The following is a 24,361-nucleotide window of genomic DNA, read 5'->3' on the forward strand; positions in this document are numbered from 1 at the left end:
TATTCTAGCGGCAATTATTAGGGAGGGCTTTATTATGTTACGGCAAATCTTGTTGATTACAGACGGTTGTTCGAATGTGGGCGTTCAGCCTGCTATTGCTGCAGCACAAGCGCGAGAAGCTAATATTACAGTAAATGTAGTCGGAATTGTCGATGAAGGCACGATAGGAGAGTACGGAGCAACAGAGATTGCGGAGATTGCCCGCATGGGTGGCGGAATGAGCAGGATCGTCAATCAACGTCAGCTCTCTCAAACGATTCAGATGATGACTCGCAAGACAGTGGTGCATACCATTCATCAAGCTGTGAATCAGGAGCTTCGCCACATACTAGGCAAGGAAGGGGGAGTGTCCCAATTAGAGTTCTTGCCTCCTGCTGAACGCTCGGAAATCGTTCAAGAAATGGACGAGATGGGAGAACATTCGCCGCTTCGCGTCGCGCTCTTAATTGATGCAAGCGCCAGTATGAAGCCGAAGCTGGCGGCTGTTGAGGAAGCGATCCGCGATCTCATGTTAAGTCTGCAAGCCAGACAAGGGAAGAGCGAGCTTGCGGTATTTCATTTTCCAGGTGCCTATAGTGATGAGCAGGTTGTGATGGACTTGGAATGGGTTGAAGATATGAGCAAGGTTAAGAAGCTGTTTCAACGAATTCAGATGCGCGGAACGACTCCAACGGGACCTGCACTGCTGCATGTGGTAGACTATTATCAAAATGATAGTACAATAAAGGAAAGTGACCGAGTGGAAGAGAGCTCTTCTTTATTGGCTGCTCCTCGGCACGAAGGTACCGGAACGGATGGGATATGGAGTGACTATATCGTCTAATAATAGCTTACTTCAGAAGATACCGCTTCAGGTAGGCTCTGTGGTGACGGGTGTATGGAACAAGCGCAAGTATCGGATTGAGAGGTTACTAGGAAGCGGCGCTAACGGTGTCGTTTATTATGTGACGAAATCGAGTGGTCAATCGCAGCCATCGAATGAGCGCGGCAGAGGATTCGCTATGAAGATCGGAATGGATGCAGTGGAATTCCAATCCGAGATTAATGCTTTATCTTCCCTTGAAGCGGGAAGACGTCATATGAAGAGTGGGGTTGGGCGGATAAGCGCCCGCCCTTTTCTTGTCGAATCGGACGATGTAGAGATCGACGGCAAGCGCTATCCTTTCTATATCATGCGATATGTACAGGGTGTTACGCTTTCCGAGTACCTTGGCAAACGGGGATTGGATTGGTTCGGTGTCGTTGGCGGCAGGCTTCTGCGCAGGTTAGCTGAGCTGCATGCGGCAGGATGGATATTCAGCGATCTCAAGGCTGAGAATGTATTGGTCACTCCTGACGGTGAAGCTGAGCTGGTGGACTATGGCGGACTGACGCGTATTGGCAGCAGCGTGCGTCAATTCACCGAATGGTATGACCGCGGCTATTGGAATGGGGGCTTACGGTCGGCCGATATTGGATATGATCTGTTTGCTTATGCTGTTCTGATGGTACACTTATATCAGAAGGATCAGCTCAAGCAATGTGTGCGGGGCTCGCTTCCGCAGGTTCGGCAGCAGGAAGATCTGATGGAGATCATACGCGGGTGCTCTAAGCTGCGACCCTATCAGCATTGGCTGCACCGAGCTATATATGGAACCTTTGTGACAACAGATGAAGCTTTGGTCGAATGGCAGAAGATAACCCAAACGGTATACCGCAGTGCAGGAAGACCGTCTCGACCAACTCCACGTTGGCTGAAGTTTTCTTTTGTTGGGTCTTTGCTTATTGTGGTGCTGTTGTTGATATATGGTATGGATTAATAATTTCAATCATTCATAGCGGTTGGAGCTCGTCAGTTCGAAGCTGAAGCTTAAGAAAACCGCGATACGATAAGTTTAAGATCATAGAGCAGGGTGTAAGGAATACATATTGAGTTATACAGTGGAGGCGTACAGCATGTCAGGATCAGATCAACGTGATCGAAACATGTGGATAGAGAATGTGGAGCGGGTGAAACAGCAAGCACTGCAGAAAGGGCTGTGGTATAACGGAGACGGCATGGTAATTGCCGTATCAGGCGGTCCCGATTCGATGCTGCTGATGCATGTGCTGCATGAATTATCTGTCCGCAGTTCGGAGGAGAAGCTTCGGTTAGTCGTGGCGCACGTTCATCATGGATTCCGCGGGGAGGAGTCAGACAGAGAGGCGCGTATAGTTGAAGCCGAAGCGGCTAAGCTGGGAATTCCTTTTGTGATGACACGTGTGGATGCTCCGGGCTATGCAGAACGTGAGGGGATTAATCCTCAAGCAGCCGCTCGCATACTCCGTTACCATTTCCTGCGAGAGACGGCTGATCGATATGGAATGACTCGGATTGCGTTGGCTCATCATGGGGATGATCAAGCGGAGACGGTTCTTATGCATCTGATCCGAGGTTCAGGAAGCGCGGGGCTCTCGGGGATGTCATGGTCTCGAGAACAATCTGGATACATCTACGTTCGTCCGTTGCTTCATATGCGCAAGCGTGAGATATTGGAGCTATGTGCATACCATGGCATTACATATGCGGAAGACAGCAGTAATCAGAAGCGGGATTATACACGCAATCGGATCCGAATGGATATTCTGCCCCTGCTGGAAGAAGAGAATCCACGTATTATTGATGCGATCGGTCAGACGGCAGAAGTCCTGCGAAGTGAACAGGAGTGGCTGGAACAACAGGCTGTCGACTATTTTCATCAACATATTGTCAGCTGGGATAACCGCATGCAGCAGCGTGCGGAACCGTATACATATATCCATAAAGCCAATCTCGATATGAATTGGCAGCATGTGTCATATAAACTTCGTTTCCTTAACGGATGTGCGATGGACAGAAACACGTTCAGTAAGGTACATGTTGCTTTACAACGCCGATTGATTAAACTAATATTAAATTATCTGTTGCCTGACTCGGATCAGGCTGCTGAGTATGGTACGATTGAACGTATACGTGTGCAGGCGCTTGCCGAAGAGCCGACTACTTGGAAAGCGGATATCGGCAGTGGTTTGCAGTTTCGAAGAGAATACAATCAGTTATTATGGGTAAATTCAGATCAGGAGCATCAATTGGTTCATGTTGACGGCAGTGACGTGGACAGCCAATTCATCATATCCGACCCGAATTCATCTGGTCAGGCAGCGTTCCCAGGTATGATTGGCACGCTCTCATGGCGAATTGTCTCTGTGCCTGAGCTGAACAGAGAAACGCAGCCCAATCGATTTCATGCTGCATTCGATGCGGATCGATTGGAATGGCCTTTAGTCGTAAGAACCCGTCGACCGGGTGATCGTATGAGGCTGCAAGGATTAAAGGGAAGCAAAAAAGTACAAGATATGTTCGTTGACTACAAAATTCCCCCATCGCTGCGTGACAGTATTCCGTTAATAGAAGACGGAGCAGGTCAATTGTTATGGATCGCCGGTCTGCGGCGCTCTGATCAATCGCTTGTGACAAACAGGACGGTTCGTGTATTGGAGTTGTCACTACGGATTTAACAAGCAGAAGCGACAACATCTGAGGTTTCGAACGTAATACATCGTAGACATATGTTCGTCCATGTTGAATTCATATTCTGAGTGCCACTGGCGCACGTAGAGATGATATCATAAGCATCAAGTATTTATTCTAGGAGGTTCCATCATTGCATAACGACATTGAGAAGGTAGTATTTAGTGAAGAACAGCTTCAAGCCCGTATTCAAGAGCTTGGTAAGGAGCTTAGTCGGGATTACGCTGGCAAGAAGCCGCTTGTAATCTGTGTTTTGAAAGGCGCATTTATTTTCATGGCTGATCTCGTGAAGCGCATCGAAGTTCCACTTGAACTCGACTTCATGGCGGTATCCAGCTACGGGGCCTCCACCAAGTCCTCTGGTGTTGTCCGCATCGTGAAAGACCTCGAAGTATCGGTTGAAGGTCGCGATGTACTGATTGTAGAGGATATTATCGATACAGGGCTTACTCTCAGCTATCTCATCGATGTGCTTCAAGGACGCAAGGCTAACTCCATCAAAGTGGTTACCTTGTTCGATAAACCTGCGCGCCGTGATGTAAATATGGAAGCTGATTATAAAGGGTTTGTTCTGCCGGATGAATTTATCGTAGGCTATGGGCTTGATTATGCGGAATATTACCGCAATCTTCCGTATATAGGGGTATTAAAGCCGGAAATTTATTCTGAGCCTGAAGAATAGATATTCGAGCACGAATGTCCTCACAGTCTAGTTCGTGAGTTGAGATGGTAAGACGTGCTATGATACAATAATTTCGTGTCTTTGAGAGGAGGTAGGGGATGAGTCGGTTCATCAAGAATTCTGGTTTTTATCTGATTCTTTTTTTAGTCGTGGTGGGCATTGTACAGTTTATCGGAAGCGGCAATGAAGCCATTGACACCCCGAGATATGACCAGTTTCGCAAAGAGCTCGCAGCCAACAATATACAAGAACTAACGATGCAATATGAGGGTCGAGCCTACTTGGTCGTCGGTAAGTATAAAGAAAAGCCGCAGGATGCCAAGTCGTTGCAGTTTATGACGTACATACCGGATACAGACTCGGTAGTACAAGAGATTAAGGAAATCAGTGACAGTCAGCCTGATTTACAGTGGAAATATGACAAGATGAAAGAGCAAAGCATGTGGCTGACGCTCCTCACTTCGTTCATACCCTTAATCATTATGTTTGTCCTGTTCTTCTTCTTCTTTAATCAGGCGCAGGGCGGCGGCGGCAAAGTTATGAACTTCGGCAAGAGCCGTGCTCGTTTGTATAATGAAGAGAAGAAACGCATTACCTTCGAAGATGTTGCAGGTGCAGATGAAGAGAAGCAAGAGCTTGTTGAGGTCGTTGAGTTCCTTAAAGACCATCGCAAGTTTGCCGCTCTCGGCGCGCGCATTCCGAAGGGCGTTCTGTTGAACGGTCCTCCAGGAACAGGTAAGACGCTCCTCGCTCGCGCAGTTGCGGGTGAAGCGGGTGTGCCATTCTTCAGCATCTCCGGTTCCGACTTCGTTGAAATGTTCGTCGGTGTTGGTGCATCGCGTGTACGCGACTTGTTCGAGAACGCGAAGAAGAATGCTCCTTGTATTATCTTTATTGATGAGATTGATGCGGTAGGTCGTCAGCGCGGCGCCGGTCTTGGCGGCGGCCATGACGAGCGTGAGCAGACGCTTAACCAGTTGCTAGTTGAGATGGACGGTTTCGGTGCTAATGAAGGTATCATTATCATAGCCGCTACGAACCGCCCTGATATTCTTGACCCAGCGCTTCTTCGTCCAGGACGCTTTGACCGTCAGATTACGGTTGATCGCCCAGACGTGAAGGGTCGCGAAGCTGTACTGAGAGTACATGCGCGCAACAAACCGCTTAATGCGGACGTTAACTTGCCTACTATTGCGAAGCGGACAACAGGCTTTACAGGCGCAGACCTTGAGAACCTGTTGAACGAAGCGGCGCTCCTTGCTGCTCGTAAGAATCATAAAGATATCACCATGGAGGATATCGATAATGCGATTGACCGTATTATTGTCGGTACGGAGAAACGCAGCCGCATGATCAGCGACCGCGAGAAGCGCATCGTCGCTTACCACGAAGCAGGTCATACGGTCATTGGTTACTATCTGGAGCATGCACAGTCCGTGCATAAGGTTACGATTGTACCTCGCGGCAAAGCAGGCGGATATGTGATCATGATGCCGAAGGAAGATCGTATGCTGGTTACGAAGCAAGAGCTTCTGGACCAAGTAACGGGCTTGCTCGGCGGACGCGTAGCGGAAGAGATCTATATCGGCGAGATTGGAACAGGCGCATACAGCGACTTCCAACAAGCTACTCGAATCATTCGCAGCATGATTATGGAATACGGTATGAGCGACAGACTCGGACCGCTGCAGTTCGGAAGCCGTCAAGGTGAAGTATTCCTTGGTCGTGACCTCGGTCATGAGCAGAATTACTCTGACGCGATTGCTTATGAGATCGATCAAGAGATGCAGAGCATGATCGGCGCTTGCTATGATCGAGCTCGCGAATTGCTGAAGAAGCACGAGAGAGAGATGCATCTCCTCGCGAATACGCTTCTTGAAGAAGAAACGCTTGAGATCGAACAGATTGAACATCTCATTAAGAACGGCTCGCTCGAAGGTTTCGTTCCAAGCATTCTGAAGGAAAAGAAAGAGAGCAAAGCTGAACCTAAAGTAGATGTACTGAATCCTGCTGAAGTGAAAGCTTCAGGAGATGTGAAGGTGAATCTGGTTGGCAAGTCGGAGAAGTTAGGTCCGACACCTTGGGATAAGGACAGTCAATCGACTCCAACGGATACTTCCGAGGCAGGCACTGTTACGCATGAAACAGAGCATGCACCTGTTGAGGAGCCTAAGGATTCGAAGGCTGATGAGTCTGCTCATACTGCGGACGAAGTGAAGCCTGAAGATCCAGAGAAGAAATCATAATCTCCGACTAACTTAGTCGGTATCGGAAGTGCGCCTGTATGGGCGCACTTCTTTTTTTACTATTTGTGAATTGACACACTTAGAGTCGTTGTGTAAATTAGTTGTTAATGATTAGGCCAAGGGGTGGGGTATTCGTGCAACTTGAAGCGTTAGCACTGGCTCGTAAAGAAGAACAAAACCGTGAACTGCGTGAACGATTGATGCAGTTGAAGAAAGAACGCAATGCAGTCATACTTGCTCACTATTATCAGCGAGACGAGATACAAGAAGTAGCGGATTTCAGAGGAGATTCATTCCTGCTTGCACAGAAGGCAGCGGAGACGGATGCGGAAGTTATCGTGTTCTGTGGAGTTCACTTTATGGGTGAAAGCGCAAAGATTCTAGCCCCTAACAAGACTGTGCTAATTCCAGACGAGCGCGCTGGATGCCCTATGGCTGATATGGTCAATGTAGAAGGCCTTCGTAAATTAAAGGCACAGCATCCGAATGCTAAAGTCGTGACGTACATTAACTCTTCTGCAGACATCAAAGCAGAGACAGATATTTGCTGCACATCCGCTAATGCGGTGAAGGTGATCGAGTCGCTAGATGCGGAAGAGATCATTTGGGTGCCGGACAAGAACTTAGGCCATTACGTACAGCAGAAGACAGGCAAGAACATGATTATATGGGAAGGCTACTGCAATACTCACGATATGCTGACGGTTAAAGATGTCGTCGAGATGAAGGTGAAGCATCCTCATGCGCAGTTTGTTGTTCATCCAGAGTGCAGACCGGAAGTAGTCGCTATGGGTGATTTCGTAGGCAGTACAACGGCGATCCTTCAATACTGCAAGAACTCAGAGCATACAGAGTTTATCGTAGGTACGGAAGATGGAACCGGCTATCAATTGCGCAAGGACAGCCCGGATAAGTCATTCCATTTCGCAACTAAATACTTGGTATGTCCAAACATGAAGGTTAACAATCTGAAAAAGCTCGTGAAATGTCTCGAAACGATGCAGCCGCAGATCTATGTGCCAGAGCACGTTGCGGAGAAAGCACGGTTATCCTTGGAGCGCATGTTGCAAGTGAAGTAATGCTCCCTCAATATATAAACTGAACTAACTTCAAGAAGCCCTTGTATATCAAGGGCTTTTTCTTATATTTGCTCTTATGATCAGCTATCCATTGACTAATCCCTGGATGGAAACCTTTAACAACGGGTTGCGTATTGATCTCTAGAGGAGGTGATTATATGGCTATTTCTATCTTTATGTTAGGGATTGTACTAGTTGGGGTTGGCTTGTTTGGGATCAAACACCCTGAATCATGGTTGTTCTGGAACTTAATTGATGACAGGGAGCGAGGCGATGAACATTTAGCATTCACACGATCTGGTGGAAAATTAGTTATCATAATGGGGGTGGTCATTATCGGTTTCGGCATACAACATCTCTTTATCTGATGTCATCCTCCTTAGAGGGCACCCAATATAGCTGCACTTTGGCGGCTACTCTCTTGTTTTTCCGAACAATTGTATATAGAATCAATAACTAATAAGGCTCTTTGACAATTATTTGTCATATGAGCTTTATTTATGTTGCTAGGGGCATTAAAATAGATACAGTTTTAATTGAAATGTGGTTACTGCTGTTGAATACTGCGGCTTTATGCTATATACGTTGCTGCTCTTCTGCTTGCAATACCCTATCTGCTGCTAACCGCACAGATAATCGCAATCGCTGCATATAAGATCTGTCAGAGGTGAGCCCGAATGAACACTCCTTACTTAATAGACTTTTCACTTGAACATACGCCGATAGAGGAGTCTGACGTTATCGTGATTGGGGCGGGTATCGCTGGGTTATATACCGCGATATTGGCCAGCCAGCACCATCGGGTTACGATGATTACGAAGAAATCACTCTTTGAGAGCAACACCCGATACGCACAAGGCGGGATTGCCGCGGTGATATCTGATGAAGATTCGCCCAGTTTCCATCTAGAAGATACGCTGATTGCCGGAGCTGGACTATGCTCTACAGAAGCGGTTAACGTGCTTGTGCACGAAGGTCCAGCTCGTGTAGAAGAGCTGATCCAATTCGGAACATCATTCGATATGGAGAATGGAGAGCTTGCGCTCACGAGAGAAGGCGCACACAGCCATCGCCGTATTCTGCATGCGAATGGAGACGCGACTGGCTACGAGATTGTCCGCTCCTTGGCGGAGAAGGCACGGCACAACCCGAATATCACCATCTGGGAGGATCACTTTGCGATCGATCTGGTTATACAGGGCGGTGAGTGCCGCGGAGCGATCGTTCAGCGGCCAGACGGTTCCAGAGTATTTGTGAAGGGGAAAGCTGCGGTTCTATGCACTGGCGGGGTAGGGCAGCTGTATCGCTATACCACGAATCCGGAGGTTGCCACTGGCGATGGAATCGCGATAGCATACCGCGCAGGCGCCGTGATCCGGGATATGGAGTTTAATCAGTTCCATCCAACAGCTTTATGCTATCCTGGCGCTCCTCGATTCCTTATATCCGAGGCGGTGCGAGGAGAGGGCGCGATCCTGCGCAATATTAAGGGTGAGCGGTTTATGGAAAGATACCATCATCAGTTGGAGCTGGCCCCGCGTGATATTGTGGCGCGTGCGATTGTCAGCGAGATGGAGGAGACGAAGTCGACCTTTGTCTATCTGGATATTACTCATGAATCTGCGGATATGGTTAAGCGTCGTTTCCCAACCATCTATGAGACCTGCTTGCAATATGGGCTGGATCTGACAACCGACTGGATTCCGGTTGCACCTGCTGCTCACTACATGATGGGCGGCGTAAAGACTGACCTGCATGGGGAGACGACGATTAAGCGCTTGTTTGCTTGCGGCGAGGCATCTTCCACCGGAGTTCATGGCGCGAATAGATTGGCGAGCAATTCATTGTCAGAGGCGCTGGTATTCGGCAAACGAATCGCAGACAGCATCGAGAAGCTTGAGGATGCGATAGAGCCTCTTGAGCTAATCTCGGCTGATATCGGTCGTCATGATTCACCTATTCAGGCTGTCGTAGAGCGACGATTGAAGCTGCAGAAGCTTATGGTGCGCTACGTTGGTCTTACGCGCACGGGGAAGGGGCTGCAGAAAGGGCTGGATGAGATGAACCGTCAACGGGGATTCCTGCAGACTCGATTAACCCGTCGTGAGGAATACGAGTTTGCGAATATGCTGATATGCGCTATGCTTATAGCAGAGTCGGCATATTGGCGTGTAGAGAGCCGAGGCGGGCATTATCGTGAAGATGCCCCGGATCGTGATGATCTGAACTGGCATAAGCACACGCTCGTTCAGCGTGATCAGGGTATATCGGAGGAGATAATTGATGACATTTAGCATAGAGCGTATGACACTGCGTGAGCAGATTACAGCATGGTTGAAGGAAGATATCGGTACTGGTGATGTGACTACGGCATTTACAATACCGGAAGCGCAGCAGTCGAAAGCGATTATTCATGCAAAGGAAGATGGAATCATTGCCGGATTGCCGGTGGCGGAAGCCGTATTCGAGGTAGTGGATCCCGCACTCTCTTTCCGACCTATGGTAGAAGAGGGTGCCCGCGTCAAGAAGGGTACGGTACTGGCAGAGGTTGAAGGCCGCACGCACAGCATCCTGCTTGGGGAACGCTTGGCGTTGAATCTGATGCAGCGCTTGTCGGGAATTGCCACGAAGACTGCGTCTTATGCGGAGGTAATCGCTGATCTGCCTGCCAAGCTTGTGGATACGCGCAAGACAACGCCTGGTCATCGGGCGCTGGAGAAGTATGCTGTCCGTGTAGGGGGAGGCGCTAACCATCGCTTCGGCTTGTATGATGCGGTCATGATCAAGGATAATCATATTAAAGGTGCGGGCGGGATTCTTGCAGCTGTTACTCGCGCACGCGGTCAGATTCCGTATACGATGAAGATTGAGGTGGAGACCGAGTCGCTGGAGCAGGTAGCGGAAGCATTGGATGCTGGTGCCGACATCATCATGTTGGACAACATGAGCGCGTCATTGATGAAAGAGGCGGTCAGTCGGATTCGCGCAGCGGCGCCTCATGTGCTCATTGAAGCATCGGGTGGCATTACACTGGAAACGATACGAGAGAAGGCGGAATCCGGTGTAGATGTGATCTCGGTCGGTGCGCTGACCTATTCCTTCCATGCGCTCGACATTAGTCTTGACTTAAATGAAAAAAAGGCAGGGTGAGAATGTGATTCTCGTTATTGATGTAGGGAATACCAATATTGTGCTCGGTATTTACAAAGATAAGACCCTTCTGCATCATTGGCGGCTGAGTACGAGCAGAAAAGCTACCACTGATGAATACGGCGTCATGATTCATAACCTGCTATCGATGGCTCAATTATCAATCGACGATATTGAAGGTGTCATTATATCGTCTGTCGTGCCGCCTATTGTGCACACGATGGAGCAGTTATGTGAACGCTATTTGCATAAGGTACCGTTGATCGTAGGCCCTGGAATTAAGACAGGACTCAATATTCGCTATGAGAATCCGCGTGAAGTGGGTGCCGACCGAATCGTCAATGCGGTAGCTGCCATTGAACTGTATGGTGTTGGCAAGCCGCTAGTCATCGTCGACTTCGGAACGGCTACCACATTCGATGTCATCGATTCGAAGGGGAACTACTTGGGCGGAGCGATCGTGCCAGGTATCGGCATCTCGACGGAAGCACTCTATCAGCGAGCTGCCAAGCTGCCTCGTATTGAGTTAACGAAGCCGAAGTCGGTCATCGGCCGCAATACGATACACTCGATGCAAGCTGGCATCATCTTCGGCTATGCGGGCCAAGTGGATGGCATTATCAGCCGTATTGAAGCGGAGCTGGGCACGAAGACACGGGTTATTGCCACTGGAGGATTAGCAGAGCTAATCGGCAGCGAGTCGCATACGATTGAAGAGACGAACCCGTTATTAACGCTCGAAGGATTGCGTTATATTTATCAACGAAATAGTGTATAACGAAGTGTAACAATTCGCGAATAGTTCGCGTCTAAAATATATTCGCAACGGAGGCAGAAATAGATGACAACTAGCCATGAACAAGAGATGGCACCTCAGGAGGCACATGCAGATGTGCTTGTGAGAGGAACGGCGCTTGGTGGTCAAGTTCGTGTATTTGCAGTACGCACGACGCAGCTTGTTAATGAACTGCAGCAACGCCATCAAACCTACCCAACAGCAACGGCAGCACTTGGACGTACCGTAACAGCTGCAGCCATGATGGGTGCAATGCTGAAGGGCGAAGAGAAGCTGACAGTCCAGATAAAGGGTGATGGCCCAATAGGCCAAGTTGTAGCAGATGCTAATGCTAAGGGCGAAGTGAGAGGTTATGTCACGAATCCAGATGTGCATCTACCAAGCAACGAACATGGCAAGCTGGATGTAGCCGGTGCTATTGGACGTGATGGCTTTATTCACGTCACGAAGGACCTTGGCTTGAAGGAGCCGTATCGCGGCAGTTCTCCTATCATTTCGGGTGAGCTTGGCGAGGACTTTACGTATTACTTTGCAATCTCCGAACAATCTCCGTCAGCAGTTGGATTAGGTGTGCTGGTCGACGTGGATAATTCGGTGCTGCACGCTGGAGGCTTCATCATTCAGCTGCTGCCGGGACTTACGGATGAGCAGATCACGAAGATTGAACAATCCCTCAGCATGCTGCCGCCAATTACTTCACTGCTGGATCAAGGCTTGGAGCCGGAAGAGCTGCTGACATGGATCGTAGAGGATGTTCAGATCATGGAGCATCTGCCGATTGTGTTCCGCTGTCAATGCTCACAGGAGCGCGTAGAGCAAGCTTTAATTAGTTTGGGACGAGAAGAGCTGCAGCATATGCTTGAAGAAGATGGCAAAGCGGAAGCTCAGTGTCATTTCTGCAATGAATGGTATCATTTTGACCGTGAACAGTTAGAAGCTCTATTAGCACAAACGATGAAGTAATAACTAGCTAAGGTCGTTGAAGCCCAACTTCGTTTGTCGATGGAAGCGAAGAACGTATAAGAGAAGGAACGTTAGCCACATGACCAATGAAGTCAAGAGCTTATGGGGCTGCATCATCGTACTGTTTATTTGTGTGGTCGTACTCGGAGGAATGCTGCTGTTTCGTATAGATATACCTAAGCGTGGAGCTGTGCCTGATCAAGAACAGGAGCAGTCATCTGTCTTGGCTGTTGTAGGTAATGAGCCTATATTGAAAGAGCAGTGGATCGAGGAGCTGCAGAGGCAGTATGGTTCCATGGTATTGGAGCGGATGATGACCATCAAAGCTGTAGAGATGGAGGCAGCGGCGCTACATATTCAAGTATCGGAAGAAGAAGTCGAGGCTGAGCTTCGCCGTGAAATGTATGGGTACGAGAGTGTTGAAGCGTATTATACCGCGATGCAGGAACAGTTGGGCTTGAGCCCAGAGCAGATAAATAAAGATCTGCATTATCATTTAATGCTGGAGAAGGTTGCAGTTCATGGTATTGAAGTAAGCGATGAAGAGATTGAGCAATATATCGATCTTCATGAAGATGAAATAAGCAATCCTGTATCGATGCAATTGTCGCATATCGTGGTTCCTGATCTCGATACAGCTAACCTCGCCTTAGAACGGTTGGAAGCAGGAGAATCGTTTGAGCAGGTAGCGGAAGCCTTGTCAACGGACTCATTTACTTCCCAACAAGGAGGAAAGCTGGGTTGGATTGATGAGAATGATCCTTTTCTAGCTGCTAATGAGCGTATGATGGCCGTATTGTTGGATGTAGGCACTTGGTCGCAACCGGTCAAGGTGGCGGATGGGTATGCAATCGTTATGTTGACTGGTCGCAAGGAGATTGATCTGTACAGCAGCGAATCGCTTCGAGAAAGAGTCCGCAATGAAGTGGCTCTGTCAAAGGCACCATCGCTTGTGGAAGTAGAAGAACAATTGAAGAAGAAGTATAACGCTCGAGTATTGAACTATGGTTCTATTCCTGAATCATAATGAATGCGAATGTAAAGCTCTAGATGAAGCACGCAGCTGCGACATCTAGAGCTTTTATTGCCATGTGAAATGTGAAGCGTAGGCGGAATAACAGGTCAGTAAAGGCAATATAATTAAATTCCAATAATTGCAATCTGCTTATTGACTTTCAGGGTAAGGGTTGATAAACTTGAAATCAATAAAACCTAGCGATTTAGTCGGAAATCGATAAATGGATATAGGAGGGCTTGTCCATGGCAAGAGTCGTGAACAGTGTAACAGAACTAATTGGTGATACACCTCTGGTACGATTAAACCGAATCGTCCCTGAAGGAAGCGCTGAGATCTACGTTAAGCTGGAGTACCAGAATCCAGGATCCAGCGTTAAAGATCGTATTGCGATCAGCATGGTAGAAGCGGCTGAAGCTGAAGGAGTTCTTAAACCGGGAGATACGATCGTGGAACCTACCAGCGGCAACACAGGTATTGGCCTGGCAATGGTAGCTGCTGCTAAAGGATATAAGGCTATTCTCGTTATGCCTGAGACGATGAGCATAGAACGCCGCAACCTGCTTCGTGCGTACGGTGCGGAACTTGTGCTTACACCGGGTGCTGAGGGCATGAATGGCGCAGTTCGCAAGGCGGAAGAGATGGTCAAGGAGAACTCGGGATACTTTATTCCGCAACAGTTCAAGAATATGGCGAATGTTAAGATTCACCGTGAAACAACCGGTCCTGAGATCGTGGAAGCCATTCAGTCATTGGACGGAAAGCTGGATGCATTTGTCGCAGGTATCGGTACGGGCGGAACGATAACAGGGACTGGAGAAGTATTGAAGAAGAACTTCCCAGGCATTCGTGTTGTTGCTGTGGAGCCAGCAGCTTCCCCGATTCTGTCGGGCGGCAAGCCTGGACCGCATAAGATCCAAGGGATCGGTGCGAACTTCGTGCCCGAGATCTTGAATCGTGACATCTACGATCAGATTATTCCGATCGAGAACGAAGACGCCTTCGAAACTGCTCGTCGTATGGCGAAGGAAGAGGGCATTCTGTGCGGTATATCGTCAGGTGCTGCGATCAAAGCCGCGCTGCAGGTTGCCAAGGAGTTGGGCGCGGGCAAGCGTGTAATCGCAGTTGTTCCGAGCAATGGCGAACGTTACTTAAGCACACCGCTCTTCAACTTCGATAATTAATCCGATCTATAGAAGCGGAAATCGTAATCTAGCATACCCCCGGTAAGCAACAGGCAGCATGCAGCCTGATCGCTGGCCGGGGGTTTCCTTCTTCCATCTTTCATCATGTGAAAGGATACTATATACTATGGACAATCACCTGCAAATGCGATGAAATGACGATATTTGGGGGAAGATCTAGGTAGATCTAACCTAGTTATAAGTTAATCGCCGTTGGACAGGCAGACGGTTGATAAGATGTAGAGCTAGCTCTCTTATTATGATGTTGAGGTGGATAAGTGACAATTCGAGCATTACACGATTCATGTTCATTAGACCAATGGAGACATTGGATGAAGGAAGACTACACGATTCTTCCTTATATAGAGGCATATCCCTTGGATATTGCCGAAGGTGATCGCATTGCCGATTGGAAAGGGGCTTGGGCGGAAGCTGCGCCTAACAGCTTCGTATTGGAGAGCGGCAAGGACGGACAATATACGTTCTTGGGGCTCCGTCCACTCTCCAAGCTCAGTGGCAAAGGAACTCAGGCCATCGTCGATGACCTGGCGGGAAGCACAGAGCAGTGGGAGATGGAGCCGCTCGAGGCGATACGGCGCTGGATGGCGCCATATCGAGCGCCGTATGTGGAGGGAGCGCCAAAGTTTACAGGCGGAAGTGTCGGCTTCCTTAGCTATGATGTGGCTCGCTCGATCGAGAAGCTGCCTGACGTGGCTGCTGATGATCTAGGGCTGCCGGATTATGTGTTCCTGCGTGTACACGAATTGTGGACGGTGGATCACAAGAATCGGCTGCTCTACTGCAGCGTGATGACAGATATGAGAAATGCGGATGCTGACTCGGGTAGTGTAGGCGTCTTGCAGGAGATCCATGCTCAAGCAGCGGCTCGCGTGCGCGAGATGCGTGAGCGTTGGCGCGCTTGGAATGAGGCAGCCATGACGCCTGAAGCGATAACTCTGCGTGACAGACGCAAGCAGATGCTCGCCGATAACATGGCTATAGATGTTGAAGCGTTTGACGGCGTGCGCACAGCCTTTCCGAAGGAGCGCTTCAAGGAAGCGGTGTGCCGAATTCAACAATACATTGGAGCGGGCGACGTATTTCAAGTCAACCTCTCCATGCGCCAGATGAAAGAGATTCAAGAATCGGCGGAGCAGCTGTATGAATGGCTGCGAATCGTCAATCCTTCTCCTTATATGGGGCTGCTTCGCTTGGACGAATTCCAGCTCGTGTCCTGCTCGCCAGAGCTGCTGGTGAAGCTGGAAAGAGGCGAAGTTAGCGCGCGTCCGATCGCAGGGACGAGACGCCGAGGGAAGACGGAAGCAGAAGATCTGCTTATGGCAGAGGAGCTGCGATCCAATGAGAAGGAGCGGGCAGAGCATATCATGCTCGTCGATCTGGAACGCAATGACTTGGGGCGGATCTCTGCCTACGGCTCGGTACGAGTAGACGAGCTGATGGTGATTGAGTATTACTCCCATGTGATGCATCTGGTGTCTGAGGTGCGGGGCAAGTTGGCAGACGGCAAGGATGCCTATGACGTGATCCGTGCCAAGTTCCCGGGAGGAACGATAACGGGGGCGCCGAAGGTGCGCACGATGGAGATAATCGAAGAGCTGGAGCCTGTGCGCCGAGGTCCATATACCGGATCATTTGGGTGGATTGACTATACAGGCGATATGGAATTAAATATTATTATTCGCACCCTTACCTTGAAGGATGGCGTCGGTCATATTCAAGCTGGAGCAGGTATTGTCATTGATTCTGAACCGGAGCGGGAATACCGTGAAAGCCTGAATAAAACGAAGGCGCTATGGAAGGCGGTACAGCTTAGCGAGAGGGAGTGGAAGGAACGGTCTGACCCGTCTCGGGCAGACATAAACCAGCCATAAGCCAGAGCCATAAGCCAGTCATATGCCAATCGCAAGAAGGGTAATCGAGAACGGCAATCAAGAATGGAATAGGCCGCTAGAATATGCGATGGGAAGCAGTGCCGCAAGACGGCAGGAAGCAGGGGGAAACGATGATACTCGTAATCGATAATTATGACAGCTTCACGTATAACTTAGTCCAGTACTTAGGGGAGCTTGGTGAAGAGGTCAAGGTATTCCGCAATGATGAGATTGATATAGAAGGTATCAAACAACTGAATCCGGATCACCTGCTGCTCTCGCCAGGACCTTGCACGCCGACAGAGGCAGGAATCACGTTAGATGTGATCGAGCATTTCAAGGGCATCATACCGATCTTCGGCGTATGCCTTGGTCATCAAGCGATCGGACAGGCGTTCGGCGGAAACGTCATTCGCGCAGAGCGTTTGATGCACGGCAAGACTTCACCGATTCATCATCAGGGAGCTTCTGTGTTTGAAGGGCTGCCGAGCCCGTTCACGGCTACTCGCTACCATTCGCTTATCGTTGAGCGCGAGACGCTGCCGGACTGCCTCGAGATAACAGCAGAGACAGCCGAAGGCGAGATTATGGGGCTTCGGCATAAGGAGTATCCTATCGAAGGCGTGCAGTTCCATCCGGAATCGATCATCACGGATCATGGTCATCAGATGCTGCGCAATTTCCTGAACAATAAAGCAGAGCAAGGTGCATAATGCATATCGTGGGGTGGAATGGCGCATTACGTTCAGCTGATGAAGCTGTGATTCCGGTATGGGATCACGGCTTTTTGTACGGTATGAGTTTGTTTGAAACGATGCGTACGTATCAAGGCGTGCCCTTCCTGCTTAAAGAGCACATAGCGCGGCTTCAGGGAGCGTGCGAAGAGTTGCGTATTCGGGTAGACCTTGAACCCGAGGAGTTGACTCGGCACATCGCGGAGGTTATACGCGCCAATGGGCTAGACGATGCGTACATCCGGCTTACGGTCAGCGCCGGGGAGCAGGGGCTGGGACTGCCCGCAGGCGACTATGAGCAGCCGGTGGCGATGGTGCTGGCGAAGGCGCTGCCGCCGATGCCGCCATCGCTCTATCAGACGGGCAAGCCGCTGCATCTGCTTGCGACGCGGCGGAACTCGCCCGAGGCGGGCGTTCGCTTCAAGTCCGGCCACTATATGAACAATATCGTGGCCAAGCGCGAACTGCTCGCGTCATATCCCGCCGCCGCGAAGCTTGGCGCGGAGGGCGCCATGCTTACCGTCAGCGGGCACGTTGCCGAGGGCATCGTCAGCAACCTGTTCGCCGTCAAGGACGGGCGGCTGCTGACACCTGCAGTAGAGCTCGGCATCCTGCCCGGCATTACGCGGGCGCAGGTGCTAAGGCTCGCTGTCGCCCGCGGGTACGAGACAGAAGAAGGCGCCTATACATGGGAGGCGCTGTTGGACGCGGATGAGTTGTTTATGACGACATCCGTTCAGGAGCTTGTTCCGCTAACCTCGATCTGGGAGCAGGACAAGCAGGTGAAGCGGGTTGGAGACGGGCGAATCGGCCCGATCACAGCGGAGCTGCTGGCGGCGTATCGCGCCTCGGTGGATGCATACTGCCAGTCTCAAGGGACACATAAGGAGTGAACACATATGTTGAAGCCTAAACGATATGAACGGGAATATCATTTTCCATCAAGCGAGGAAGGACGTGCGAAGAGAAGGCTAACTATTGGTCAACGCACGCTTGTGATGGGGATATTGAATGTAACACCGGATTCCTTCTCTGACGGCGGTCAATACAATTCGCTTGACCGTGCGGTGCAGCATGCACGAGAAATGATTGCGGAAGGCGCAGACTTGCTTGATATCGGCGGCGAATCTACTCGACCGGGATCAGATCCGGTCAGTCTGGACGAAGAACTGCGTCGAGTGATTCCTGTTATTGAGGCGCTGCGAGCGGAGCTTCCAGAGGCGATCATTTCAATCGATACGTATAAGGCTGAGGTAGCGAAGCAAGCGCTGGATGCGGGTGCGCATATCTTGAACGATATATGGGGCTGCAAGCGCGAACGCCGAATGGCGGACATCGCGGCACAGTACAACTGTCCAATTATATTAATGCACAACCGCGAGGAGCGCAGCTACACGGATTATATTGCCGATGTGAAGCAAGATCTGCTGGAGAGCGTGGCTATTGCCCGCGCCGCGGGCGTCAGCGAAGAGAACATCTGGCTTGACCCAGGGATCGGATTTGCCAAGAACGGTCAGGATAATCTACAATTGATGCATCATTTGGATGAACTCGTGGAGCTAGGATATCCTGTGCTATTGGCCACATCCCGCAAACGCTTCTTGCGCGACACGCTGCAGCTTCCTGTTGAAGATGTGGTCGAGGGAACGGCTGCGACAGTAGCGTTCGGGATCGCGCAAGGCTGTCAGATCGTACGGGTACATGATGTTCGACAGATTGCGCGGACGGTGAAGATGTGCGACGCTATGCTGAACAGCTAAGAACTTAGGACATCGATATATGCCTGACATAGTAAATGACGTTGCTGCGACAGACGGTTCAGCATAGGAGGTAACGGAATATGACTGCATCTCACATGAACGACGCTGCTAACACGCCCACGCGCGTAGTGGGTCGTGATCGCATGAAATTATCGCGAATGGCCTTCTTCGGCCGCCACGGTGTGTTCGAGGAAGAACGCAAGCTTGGACAGCGTTGGTATGTAGATTTGGATCTGCAGGTCGACCTGCGCCAGGCTGGATTGACGGATGACCTGAACGAATCCATCAATTATGCACTCATCTATGAAGCGGTTAAAACTATAATGGAGCAGGAATCCCATCTGCTTGTCGAAAGGCTGGCAGAACGAATTGCTGCTATGCTGTTGGGCACATTTTCACTCATTAACGAAGCAACTGTGCGTGTGACGAAGCCTAATCCACCATTTGACATTCATTTTGAAGGAGTTACAATGGAAATCACACGTGCACGGGTGACTGGGTGTGACGATGAAGGAGCATGATATCGCAGATGAATCAAGTGAATAAGATGGATGGCTGGAAGGAAGCTTATATCGCGTTAGGCGCCAATCTGGGCGAACGGGAACAGACTATGCTTCAAGCGTTGAGGATGCTCCATGCGCATCCGAGCATTCAGTTTGTAACTTGTTCCGCGCTGTATGAGACGGACCCTGTTGGGTATGAGGATCAGCCTGCATTTTTAAATATGACAGCATGTCTTTCAACTTCCCTGCAGCCGGAGGAGCTTCTGGATACGATGTTGGACATTGAACGCCAGCTGGGAAGAGTACGGGATGTTCGCTGGGGCCCGCGCACGATTGACCTCGATCTGTTATGGATGGAAGGCGTTGCGATGAACAGTGAGAAGCTGATATTGCCGCATCCTCGGATGGGAGAACGGTTATTCGTACTCGTACCGCTGTCTGATATCGTACCGGAGACGGAGCAGCAGTTATACGCATTCGTGCAGCAGGGCTTGGGCACACTGGATGGGGAGGAAGGAATTCGACTGTGGAAACGGATCGACTCAGCAAGCGAATTCGCGCTTTCCGCAAGCTTAAAGGCCTGACACAGCTAGAATTGGCGGAATTGACGGGGTTATCGATTACGATTATTGGAGAAATGGAACGGGGTAATCGCACGGTCCATGAACATGCGCTTCATCAGATTGCACAAGCGATGCAAGTGTCCGTTCAGGAATTGCTTGACAGCAAATAGCATGTTATAGTAGTGCCTTATTCCATTAGTTTGTTCATTGGAACGGTTGCTGCAGCTAGTATCGTGATCATTCGAATTTAACAGAGCCCATTATTTATACAGTTTTGATGAAGGGACAAGAAAGGAGCGTGAGCAAGATGCTCAATATTGCAGGCATCGAAATGAAAAATCAGGTTGTTCTAGCTCCGATGGCGGGTGTGTGCAATCCGGCATTTCGATTAATTGCCAAGGAGTTCGGCTGCGGATTGGTATGCGCCGAGATGGTTAGTGATAAAGCCCTCGTTCACGGCAATGAACGGACGCGGGAAATGCTATATGTGGATGATCGGGAGAAGCCGCTCAGTCTGCAAATATTCGGCGGTGATCGCCAATCGCTTGTAGAGGCAGCGAAGATTGTCGATAAAGAATCCAATGCCGATATTATTGATATTAATATGGGTTGTCCTGTACCGAAGGTTACGAAGTGTGATGCAGGTGCGCGATGGTTGCTGGATCCTAACAAGATCTACGAAATGGTGTCTGCAGTCGTGGATGCTGTTGAGAAGCCAGTAACGGTTAAGATGAGAATCGGCTGGGATGAAGAGCACATCTATGTGGTTGAAAATGCATTGGCTGTGCAGCGCGCAGGAGGTCAAGCGGTCAGCGTTCACGGTCGTACCCGAGAGCAGCTGTATACAGGCAAGGCGGATTGGAATTACATTCGCCAGGTGAAAGAAGCCGTGGATATTCCTGTTATCGGAAATGGGGACGTCGCAACTCCTGAGGATGCGAAGCGGATGCTGGAGACAACAGGCTGCGACGGCGTCATGATCGGACGCGGAGCCCTCGGCAATCCGTGGATGCTGTATCGGACGGTACAGTATCTAAGTACAGGGGAACTGCTTCCTGATCCATCAGCAGAGGAGAAGATTCGTATTGCTGTCGTGCATATGGATCGTCTTATCGCTTTGAAGGGTGAGAAGGTTGCGGTGAAGGAGATGCGCAAGCATCTGGCTTGGTATTTGAAGGGGCTCCCTGGAACGGGACGTTTGAAGGATGCCATCATGGAAGAAACTCGCCGTGACGAGATGGTTCGGATGATGGAGCAATATGTCGAGCATCTGCGGGATACTGGCAATGATCGTCAATCGGGTTCGGTTAACTCTTCTGAAAATGAAGATACAGAGCCGGTCACAGTCCATTAAAGCGTTACCAATAGGGGTGTTAAGCTGCATTGACTTTTATTGGGGCATCCCATATAATTCATCATTAGATTAAACGCTTCGGGGCTTGCAGCAAAGGAAGCTTGAGCTGGTTACCGTATTCCTGCTCAAGTTAGTCATCATGTGACGTGCAAGCCATATGATGAAATAGAGAATTCGCCTCGGCGCTTTCCGCATCGGAACTGTACTTATTCATGTTCTTGTTAGTGTGACAGTCCGAGCAGCGAAAATAATGATCATGACAGGAGAATCGGTAAGATGAGCGATAAAGAAGTCATTCTGACCCAGGATGGTCTTAAGAAACTGGAGGAAGAACTGGACAACTTGAAATCGGTGAAGCGCCGTGAGGTTGCTGAGCGGATCAAGGTCGCAATCGGATATGGCGACATTAGCGAGAACTCCGAGTACGAAGATGCTAAGAATGAACAGGCTTTTATAGAAGGCCGCATTATCACTTTGGAGAAGATGCTCCGCAATGCGCGAATCATCAATAATGATGAGATCGACACGGATACTGTTAGTGTAGGTTCCACAGTTACTGTAGAAGATCTGGAATTCGGCGACACGATGGAATATACGATTGTAGGAACAGCTGAGTCTGATCCATCGAAGAACAAGATTTCGAATGAAAGTCCAGTAGGCAAGGCAATCTTGGGCAAGAAGCAAGGTACTGTTGTAGACGTTAGCGTACCTGCAGGCGTGATTCAATACAAGATCATCGATATTAAGCGTGCGTAATTAACGTATTTGAACTATAGAGGCTTGTCTCGAGTGTTGCGTCGCGTAACCTTTGAGACAGGCCATTTGCGCAACTAAGAGCAGATATGGTGTGCAGTGCGATAGGACGAGTATAGCTAATACCCAATAACGGCACGACGGTGAACGGTCATTCTGATGGCAGAGGTGGTTTTCATGCGCAGAGAGACTGGTTGCCGTTCTGTTGTTTTCAGAATATTTTTAGAATTACAATAAATGGTTTGCATAAGTGTTGCGCAGGTTGCAATGGTTGCATGCTGTAGAGGAGTGAGTCTCATGACAGATACCGTCAATCAAGAAGTAGAGTTAAGTGAGTTATTGCAGGTTCGCCGTGATAAGTTAGACGAGCTGCGCAAACTCGGCATCGATCCATTTGGTGCAAAATACAATCGTACTCATACAGCTAAAGCTGTACTGGATGCGTACAATGATGTGGAGAAAGACGCACTGGAATCCCAGAGTGTTGAAGTAAGCATAGCTGGCCGTATTATGGCGAAACGCGGCATGGGTAAAGCGAGCTTTGCTCACATTCAAGATCTTACAGGCCGCATTCAGATCTATGTGCGTCAGGACACAGTGCCTGCTGAGAAATATGAAGCATTCTCCATGCTGGATATCGGGGACATCATCGGTGTGGTTGGAACGGTATTCAAGACGAAGACAGGCGAGACATCGATTAAAGTGAAGGACTTGGAAGTGCTGACGAAGTCGTTGTATCCTCTGCCTGACAAATTCCACGGGTTAAAAGATGTAGAGACTCGTTACCGTCAACGTTATGTGGATCTAATTGTAAGCCCGGACGTACAGCAAACGTTTATTACGCGTTCCCGTATTATTCAATCGATGCGCCGTTACCTGGATTCACTCGGCTACCTTGAAGTTGAGACTCCTACACTGCACGCGATCGCAGGTGGTGCTGCAGCACGTCCATTCATTACGCACCACAATGCGCTGGATATGCAGTTGTATATGCGTATCGCGATTGAGCTTCATCTGAAGCGCCTTATTGTCGGCGGTTTGGAGAAGGTATATGAGATCGGTCGTGTATATCGCAATGAAGGGATCTCGACGCGTCATAACCCTGAGTTCACGATGATTGAGCTGTATGAGGCATATGCGGATTACGAAGATATCATGCGTCTGACAGAGAATCTAGTTGCGCATATCGCACAAGAAGTTCTTGGTACGACTAAGATTCAATATCAAGGTCATGAGGTTGATCTTACTCCGCAATGGCGCCGTGTATCGATGGTTGATGCGGTTAAAGAAGCAGTAGGTGTTGATTTCTCTGTTCAAATGACAGACGAAGAAGCTCATGCTCTGGCAAAACAACATAAGGTAGCGGTTGAGCCGCACTTTACATTTGGACATATTCTTAACGCGTTCTTCGAGCAGTTTGTTGAAGAGACACTTATTCAACCGACCTTTATCACAGGTCATCCAGTTGAGATCTCGCCGCTCGCTAAGAAAAATGCAGTTGACCCGCGCTTCACGGATCGCTTCGAGCTGTTTATCGTAGCGCGTGAGCATGCCAATGCCTTTACGGAGCTGAACGATCCGATCGATCAGCGCCAACGCTTCGAGGCACAGCTGGCTGAGCGTGAGCATGGCAATGATGAAGCGCATGAGATGGATGATGACTTCATCCGCGCGCTGGAGTACGGCATGCCGCCGACAGGCGGACTTGGCATCGGTGTTGACCGCCTTGTCATGCTGCTGACGAATGCACCTTCGATTCGTGACGTGCTGTTGTTCCCGCATATGCGCGATCGCGGCAACGCGTAATAAAGATTGGATTAGGTGAGCCGACTCCTTAGGGGGTCGGCTTTTTATATTGAAGGGCAATGTAATAGAAGGTGCCTTTCGCAGAGCATTTGACTATTATCCCATTGACTCAGAAATCCATCCCCTGAAGCTCGAGTGTTATAAGTTGATGGATTTAGGGGTAGCTAATGTGAGAGTAAATATCTTATTTTCTGATATTTCGAAAGTGTATTTTTTTACCTGTTGCAAAGGGGTGGGAAGGGTGGTATATTAATTAAGTCGCCGCTGAACGACAGGGCGAAACGAAGCGAGAAAGTGCTTCGGAATGAATATTGTTCTTTGAAAACTGAACAACGAGCGAATGTTAGAAATT

23 protein-coding genes are annotated in these 24,361 nt (G+C 49.5%); all 23 read left to right on the top strand.

Annotated elements, in window-relative coordinates; all coding sequences use genetic code 11:
• Positions 1 to 34: 34 nt before the first annotated feature.
• The 23 genes from ACXX53_RS21510 to lysS all read left to right on the top strand — a co-directional run bounded on the left by ACXX53_RS21510 (position 35) and on the right by lysS (position 24,009).
• Positions 35 to 823, top strand: coding sequence for a vWA domain-containing protein (locus tag ACXX53_RS21510; protein WP_458570743.1), 789 nt, complete (start codon positions 35 to 37; stop codon positions 821 to 823).
• Positions 807 to 1,799, top strand: a complete 993-nt coding sequence (locus ACXX53_RS21515) for a protein kinase domain-containing protein (RefSeq protein WP_458570744.1) — start codon at positions 807 to 809, stop codon at positions 1,797 to 1,799. Before ACXX53_RS21510 ends, ACXX53_RS21515 begins: the two co-directional genes overlap by 17 nt.
• 136 nt (positions 1,800 to 1,935) lie before the next feature.
• Positions 1,936 to 3,516, top strand: coding sequence for a tRNA lysidine(34) synthetase TilS (gene tilS, locus ACXX53_RS21520; RefSeq protein WP_458570745.1), 1,581 nt, complete (start codon positions 1,936 to 1,938; stop codon positions 3,514 to 3,516).
• A gap of 146 nt (positions 3,517 to 3,662) precedes the next feature.
• Positions 3,663 to 4,211: a hypoxanthine phosphoribosyltransferase gene (gene hpt, locus ACXX53_RS21525; RefSeq protein WP_458570746.1), complete on the top strand. Its 549-nt coding sequence runs from the start codon at positions 3,663 to 3,665 to the stop codon at positions 4,209 to 4,211.
• 98 nt (positions 4,212 to 4,309) lie between these two features.
• Complete coding sequence (gene ftsH, locus ACXX53_RS21530) at positions 4,310 to 6,457, top strand: ATP-dependent zinc metalloprotease FtsH (RefSeq protein ID WP_458570747.1); 2,148 nt, start codon at positions 4,310 to 4,312, stop codon at positions 6,455 to 6,457.
• A gap of 107 nt (positions 6,458 to 6,564) precedes the next feature.
• Complete coding sequence (gene nadA, locus ACXX53_RS21535) at positions 6,565 to 7,536, top strand: quinolinate synthase NadA (RefSeq protein ID WP_458570748.1); 972 nt, start codon at positions 6,565 to 6,567, stop codon at positions 7,534 to 7,536.
• Between the two features lie 158 nt (positions 7,537 to 7,694).
• Entirely contained in the window at positions 7,695 to 7,904 is a 210-nt protein-coding gene (locus tag ACXX53_RS21540) for a hypothetical protein (protein ID WP_458570749.1), read from the top strand.
• A 309-nt stretch (positions 7,905 to 8,213) separates the two neighbouring features.
• Positions 8,214 to 9,830: an L-aspartate oxidase gene (gene nadB, locus ACXX53_RS21545; protein ID WP_458570750.1), complete on the top strand. Its 1,617-nt coding sequence runs from the start codon at positions 8,214 to 8,216 to the stop codon at positions 9,828 to 9,830.
• Positions 9,820 to 10,686 carry a carboxylating nicotinate-nucleotide diphosphorylase gene (gene nadC / locus ACXX53_RS21550; protein ID WP_458570751.1) on the top strand — a complete coding sequence of 289 codons (867 nt, stop codon included), beginning with the start codon at positions 9,820 to 9,822 and terminating at the stop codon, positions 10,684 to 10,686. Before nadB ends, nadC begins: the two co-directional genes overlap by 11 nt.
• A 4-nt stretch (positions 10,687 to 10,690) precedes the next feature.
• The gene (locus ACXX53_RS21555; RefSeq protein ID WP_458570766.1) at positions 10,691 to 11,464 is read left to right on the top strand and encodes a type III pantothenate kinase; all 774 of its coding nucleotides are present in this window, start codon (positions 10,691 to 10,693) and stop codon (positions 11,462 to 11,464) included.
• A 63-nt stretch (positions 11,465 to 11,527) separates the two neighbouring features.
• Positions 11,528 to 12,445, top strand: coding sequence for an Hsp33 family molecular chaperone HslO (gene hslO / locus ACXX53_RS21560; RefSeq protein WP_458570752.1), 918 nt, complete (start codon positions 11,528 to 11,530; stop codon positions 12,443 to 12,445).
• A 79-nt stretch (positions 12,446 to 12,524) separates the two neighbouring features.
• Positions 12,525 to 13,472 (top strand): peptidylprolyl isomerase, encoded by a 948-nt coding sequence (locus tag ACXX53_RS21565; RefSeq protein ID WP_458570753.1) that lies wholly within the window; start codon positions 12,525 to 12,527, stop codon positions 13,470 to 13,472.
• A 233-nt stretch (positions 13,473 to 13,705) separates the two neighbouring features.
• Positions 13,706 to 14,644, top strand: coding sequence for a cysteine synthase A (gene cysK / locus ACXX53_RS21570; protein WP_458570754.1), 939 nt, complete (start codon positions 13,706 to 13,708; stop codon positions 14,642 to 14,644).
• Between the two features lie 332 nt (positions 14,645 to 14,976).
• Entirely contained in the window at positions 14,977 to 16,536 is a 1,560-nt protein-coding gene (locus ACXX53_RS21575; protein ID WP_458570755.1) for an anthranilate synthase component I family protein, read from the top strand.
• Between the two features lie 131 nt (positions 16,537 to 16,667).
• Positions 16,668 to 17,249 carry an aminodeoxychorismate/anthranilate synthase component II gene (gene pabA, locus ACXX53_RS21580; RefSeq protein ID WP_458570767.1) on the top strand — a complete coding sequence of 194 codons (582 nt, stop codon included), beginning with the start codon at positions 16,668 to 16,670 and terminating at the stop codon, positions 17,247 to 17,249.
• Positions 17,249 to 18,163 carry an aminotransferase class IV gene (locus ACXX53_RS21585; RefSeq protein WP_458570756.1) on the top strand — a complete coding sequence of 305 codons (915 nt, stop codon included), beginning with the start codon at positions 17,249 to 17,251 and terminating at the stop codon, positions 18,161 to 18,163. Before pabA ends, ACXX53_RS21585 begins: the two co-directional genes overlap by 1 nt.
• A gap of 6 nt (positions 18,164 to 18,169) precedes the next feature.
• A complete protein-coding gene (gene folP / locus ACXX53_RS21590) occupies positions 18,170 to 19,030 on the top strand; it encodes a dihydropteroate synthase (protein WP_458570757.1) in 861 nt (286 codons plus the stop codon).
• Between the two features lie 80 nt (positions 19,031 to 19,110).
• Positions 19,111 to 19,551, top strand: a complete 441-nt coding sequence (gene folB / locus ACXX53_RS21595; RefSeq protein WP_458570758.1) for a dihydroneopterin aldolase — start codon at positions 19,111 to 19,113, stop codon at positions 19,549 to 19,551.
• Between the two features lie 8 nt (positions 19,552 to 19,559).
• A complete protein-coding gene (gene folK / locus ACXX53_RS21600) occupies positions 19,560 to 20,117 on the top strand; it encodes a 2-amino-4-hydroxy-6-hydroxymethyldihydropteridine diphosphokinase (protein ID WP_458570759.1) in 558 nt (185 codons plus the stop codon).
• 11 nt (positions 20,118 to 20,128) lie between these two features.
• On the top strand, positions 20,129 to 20,266 hold the full coding sequence (locus ACXX53_RS21605) for a helix-turn-helix domain-containing protein (RefSeq protein WP_458570760.1): 138 nt from the start codon (positions 20,129 to 20,131) through the stop codon (positions 20,264 to 20,266).
• Between the two features lie 137 nt (positions 20,267 to 20,403).
• Positions 20,404 to 21,450: a tRNA dihydrouridine synthase DusB gene (gene dusB / locus ACXX53_RS21610; RefSeq protein ID WP_458570761.1), complete on the top strand. Its 1,047-nt coding sequence runs from the start codon at positions 20,404 to 20,406 to the stop codon at positions 21,448 to 21,450.
• Positions 21,451 to 21,726: 276 nt separating this feature from the next.
• Positions 21,727 to 22,206 (top strand): transcription elongation factor GreA, encoded by a 480-nt coding sequence (gene greA / locus ACXX53_RS21615; protein ID WP_458570762.1) that lies wholly within the window; start codon positions 21,727 to 21,729, stop codon positions 22,204 to 22,206.
• 294 nt (positions 22,207 to 22,500) lie between these two features.
• The gene (gene lysS, locus ACXX53_RS21620) at positions 22,501 to 24,009 is read left to right on the top strand and encodes a lysine--tRNA ligase (protein ID WP_458570763.1); all 1,509 of its coding nucleotides are present in this window, start codon (positions 22,501 to 22,503) and stop codon (positions 24,007 to 24,009) included.
• Positions 24,010 to 24,361: the final 352 nt, after the last annotated feature.

The organism is Paenibacillus marinisediminis, assembly GCF_054343325.1.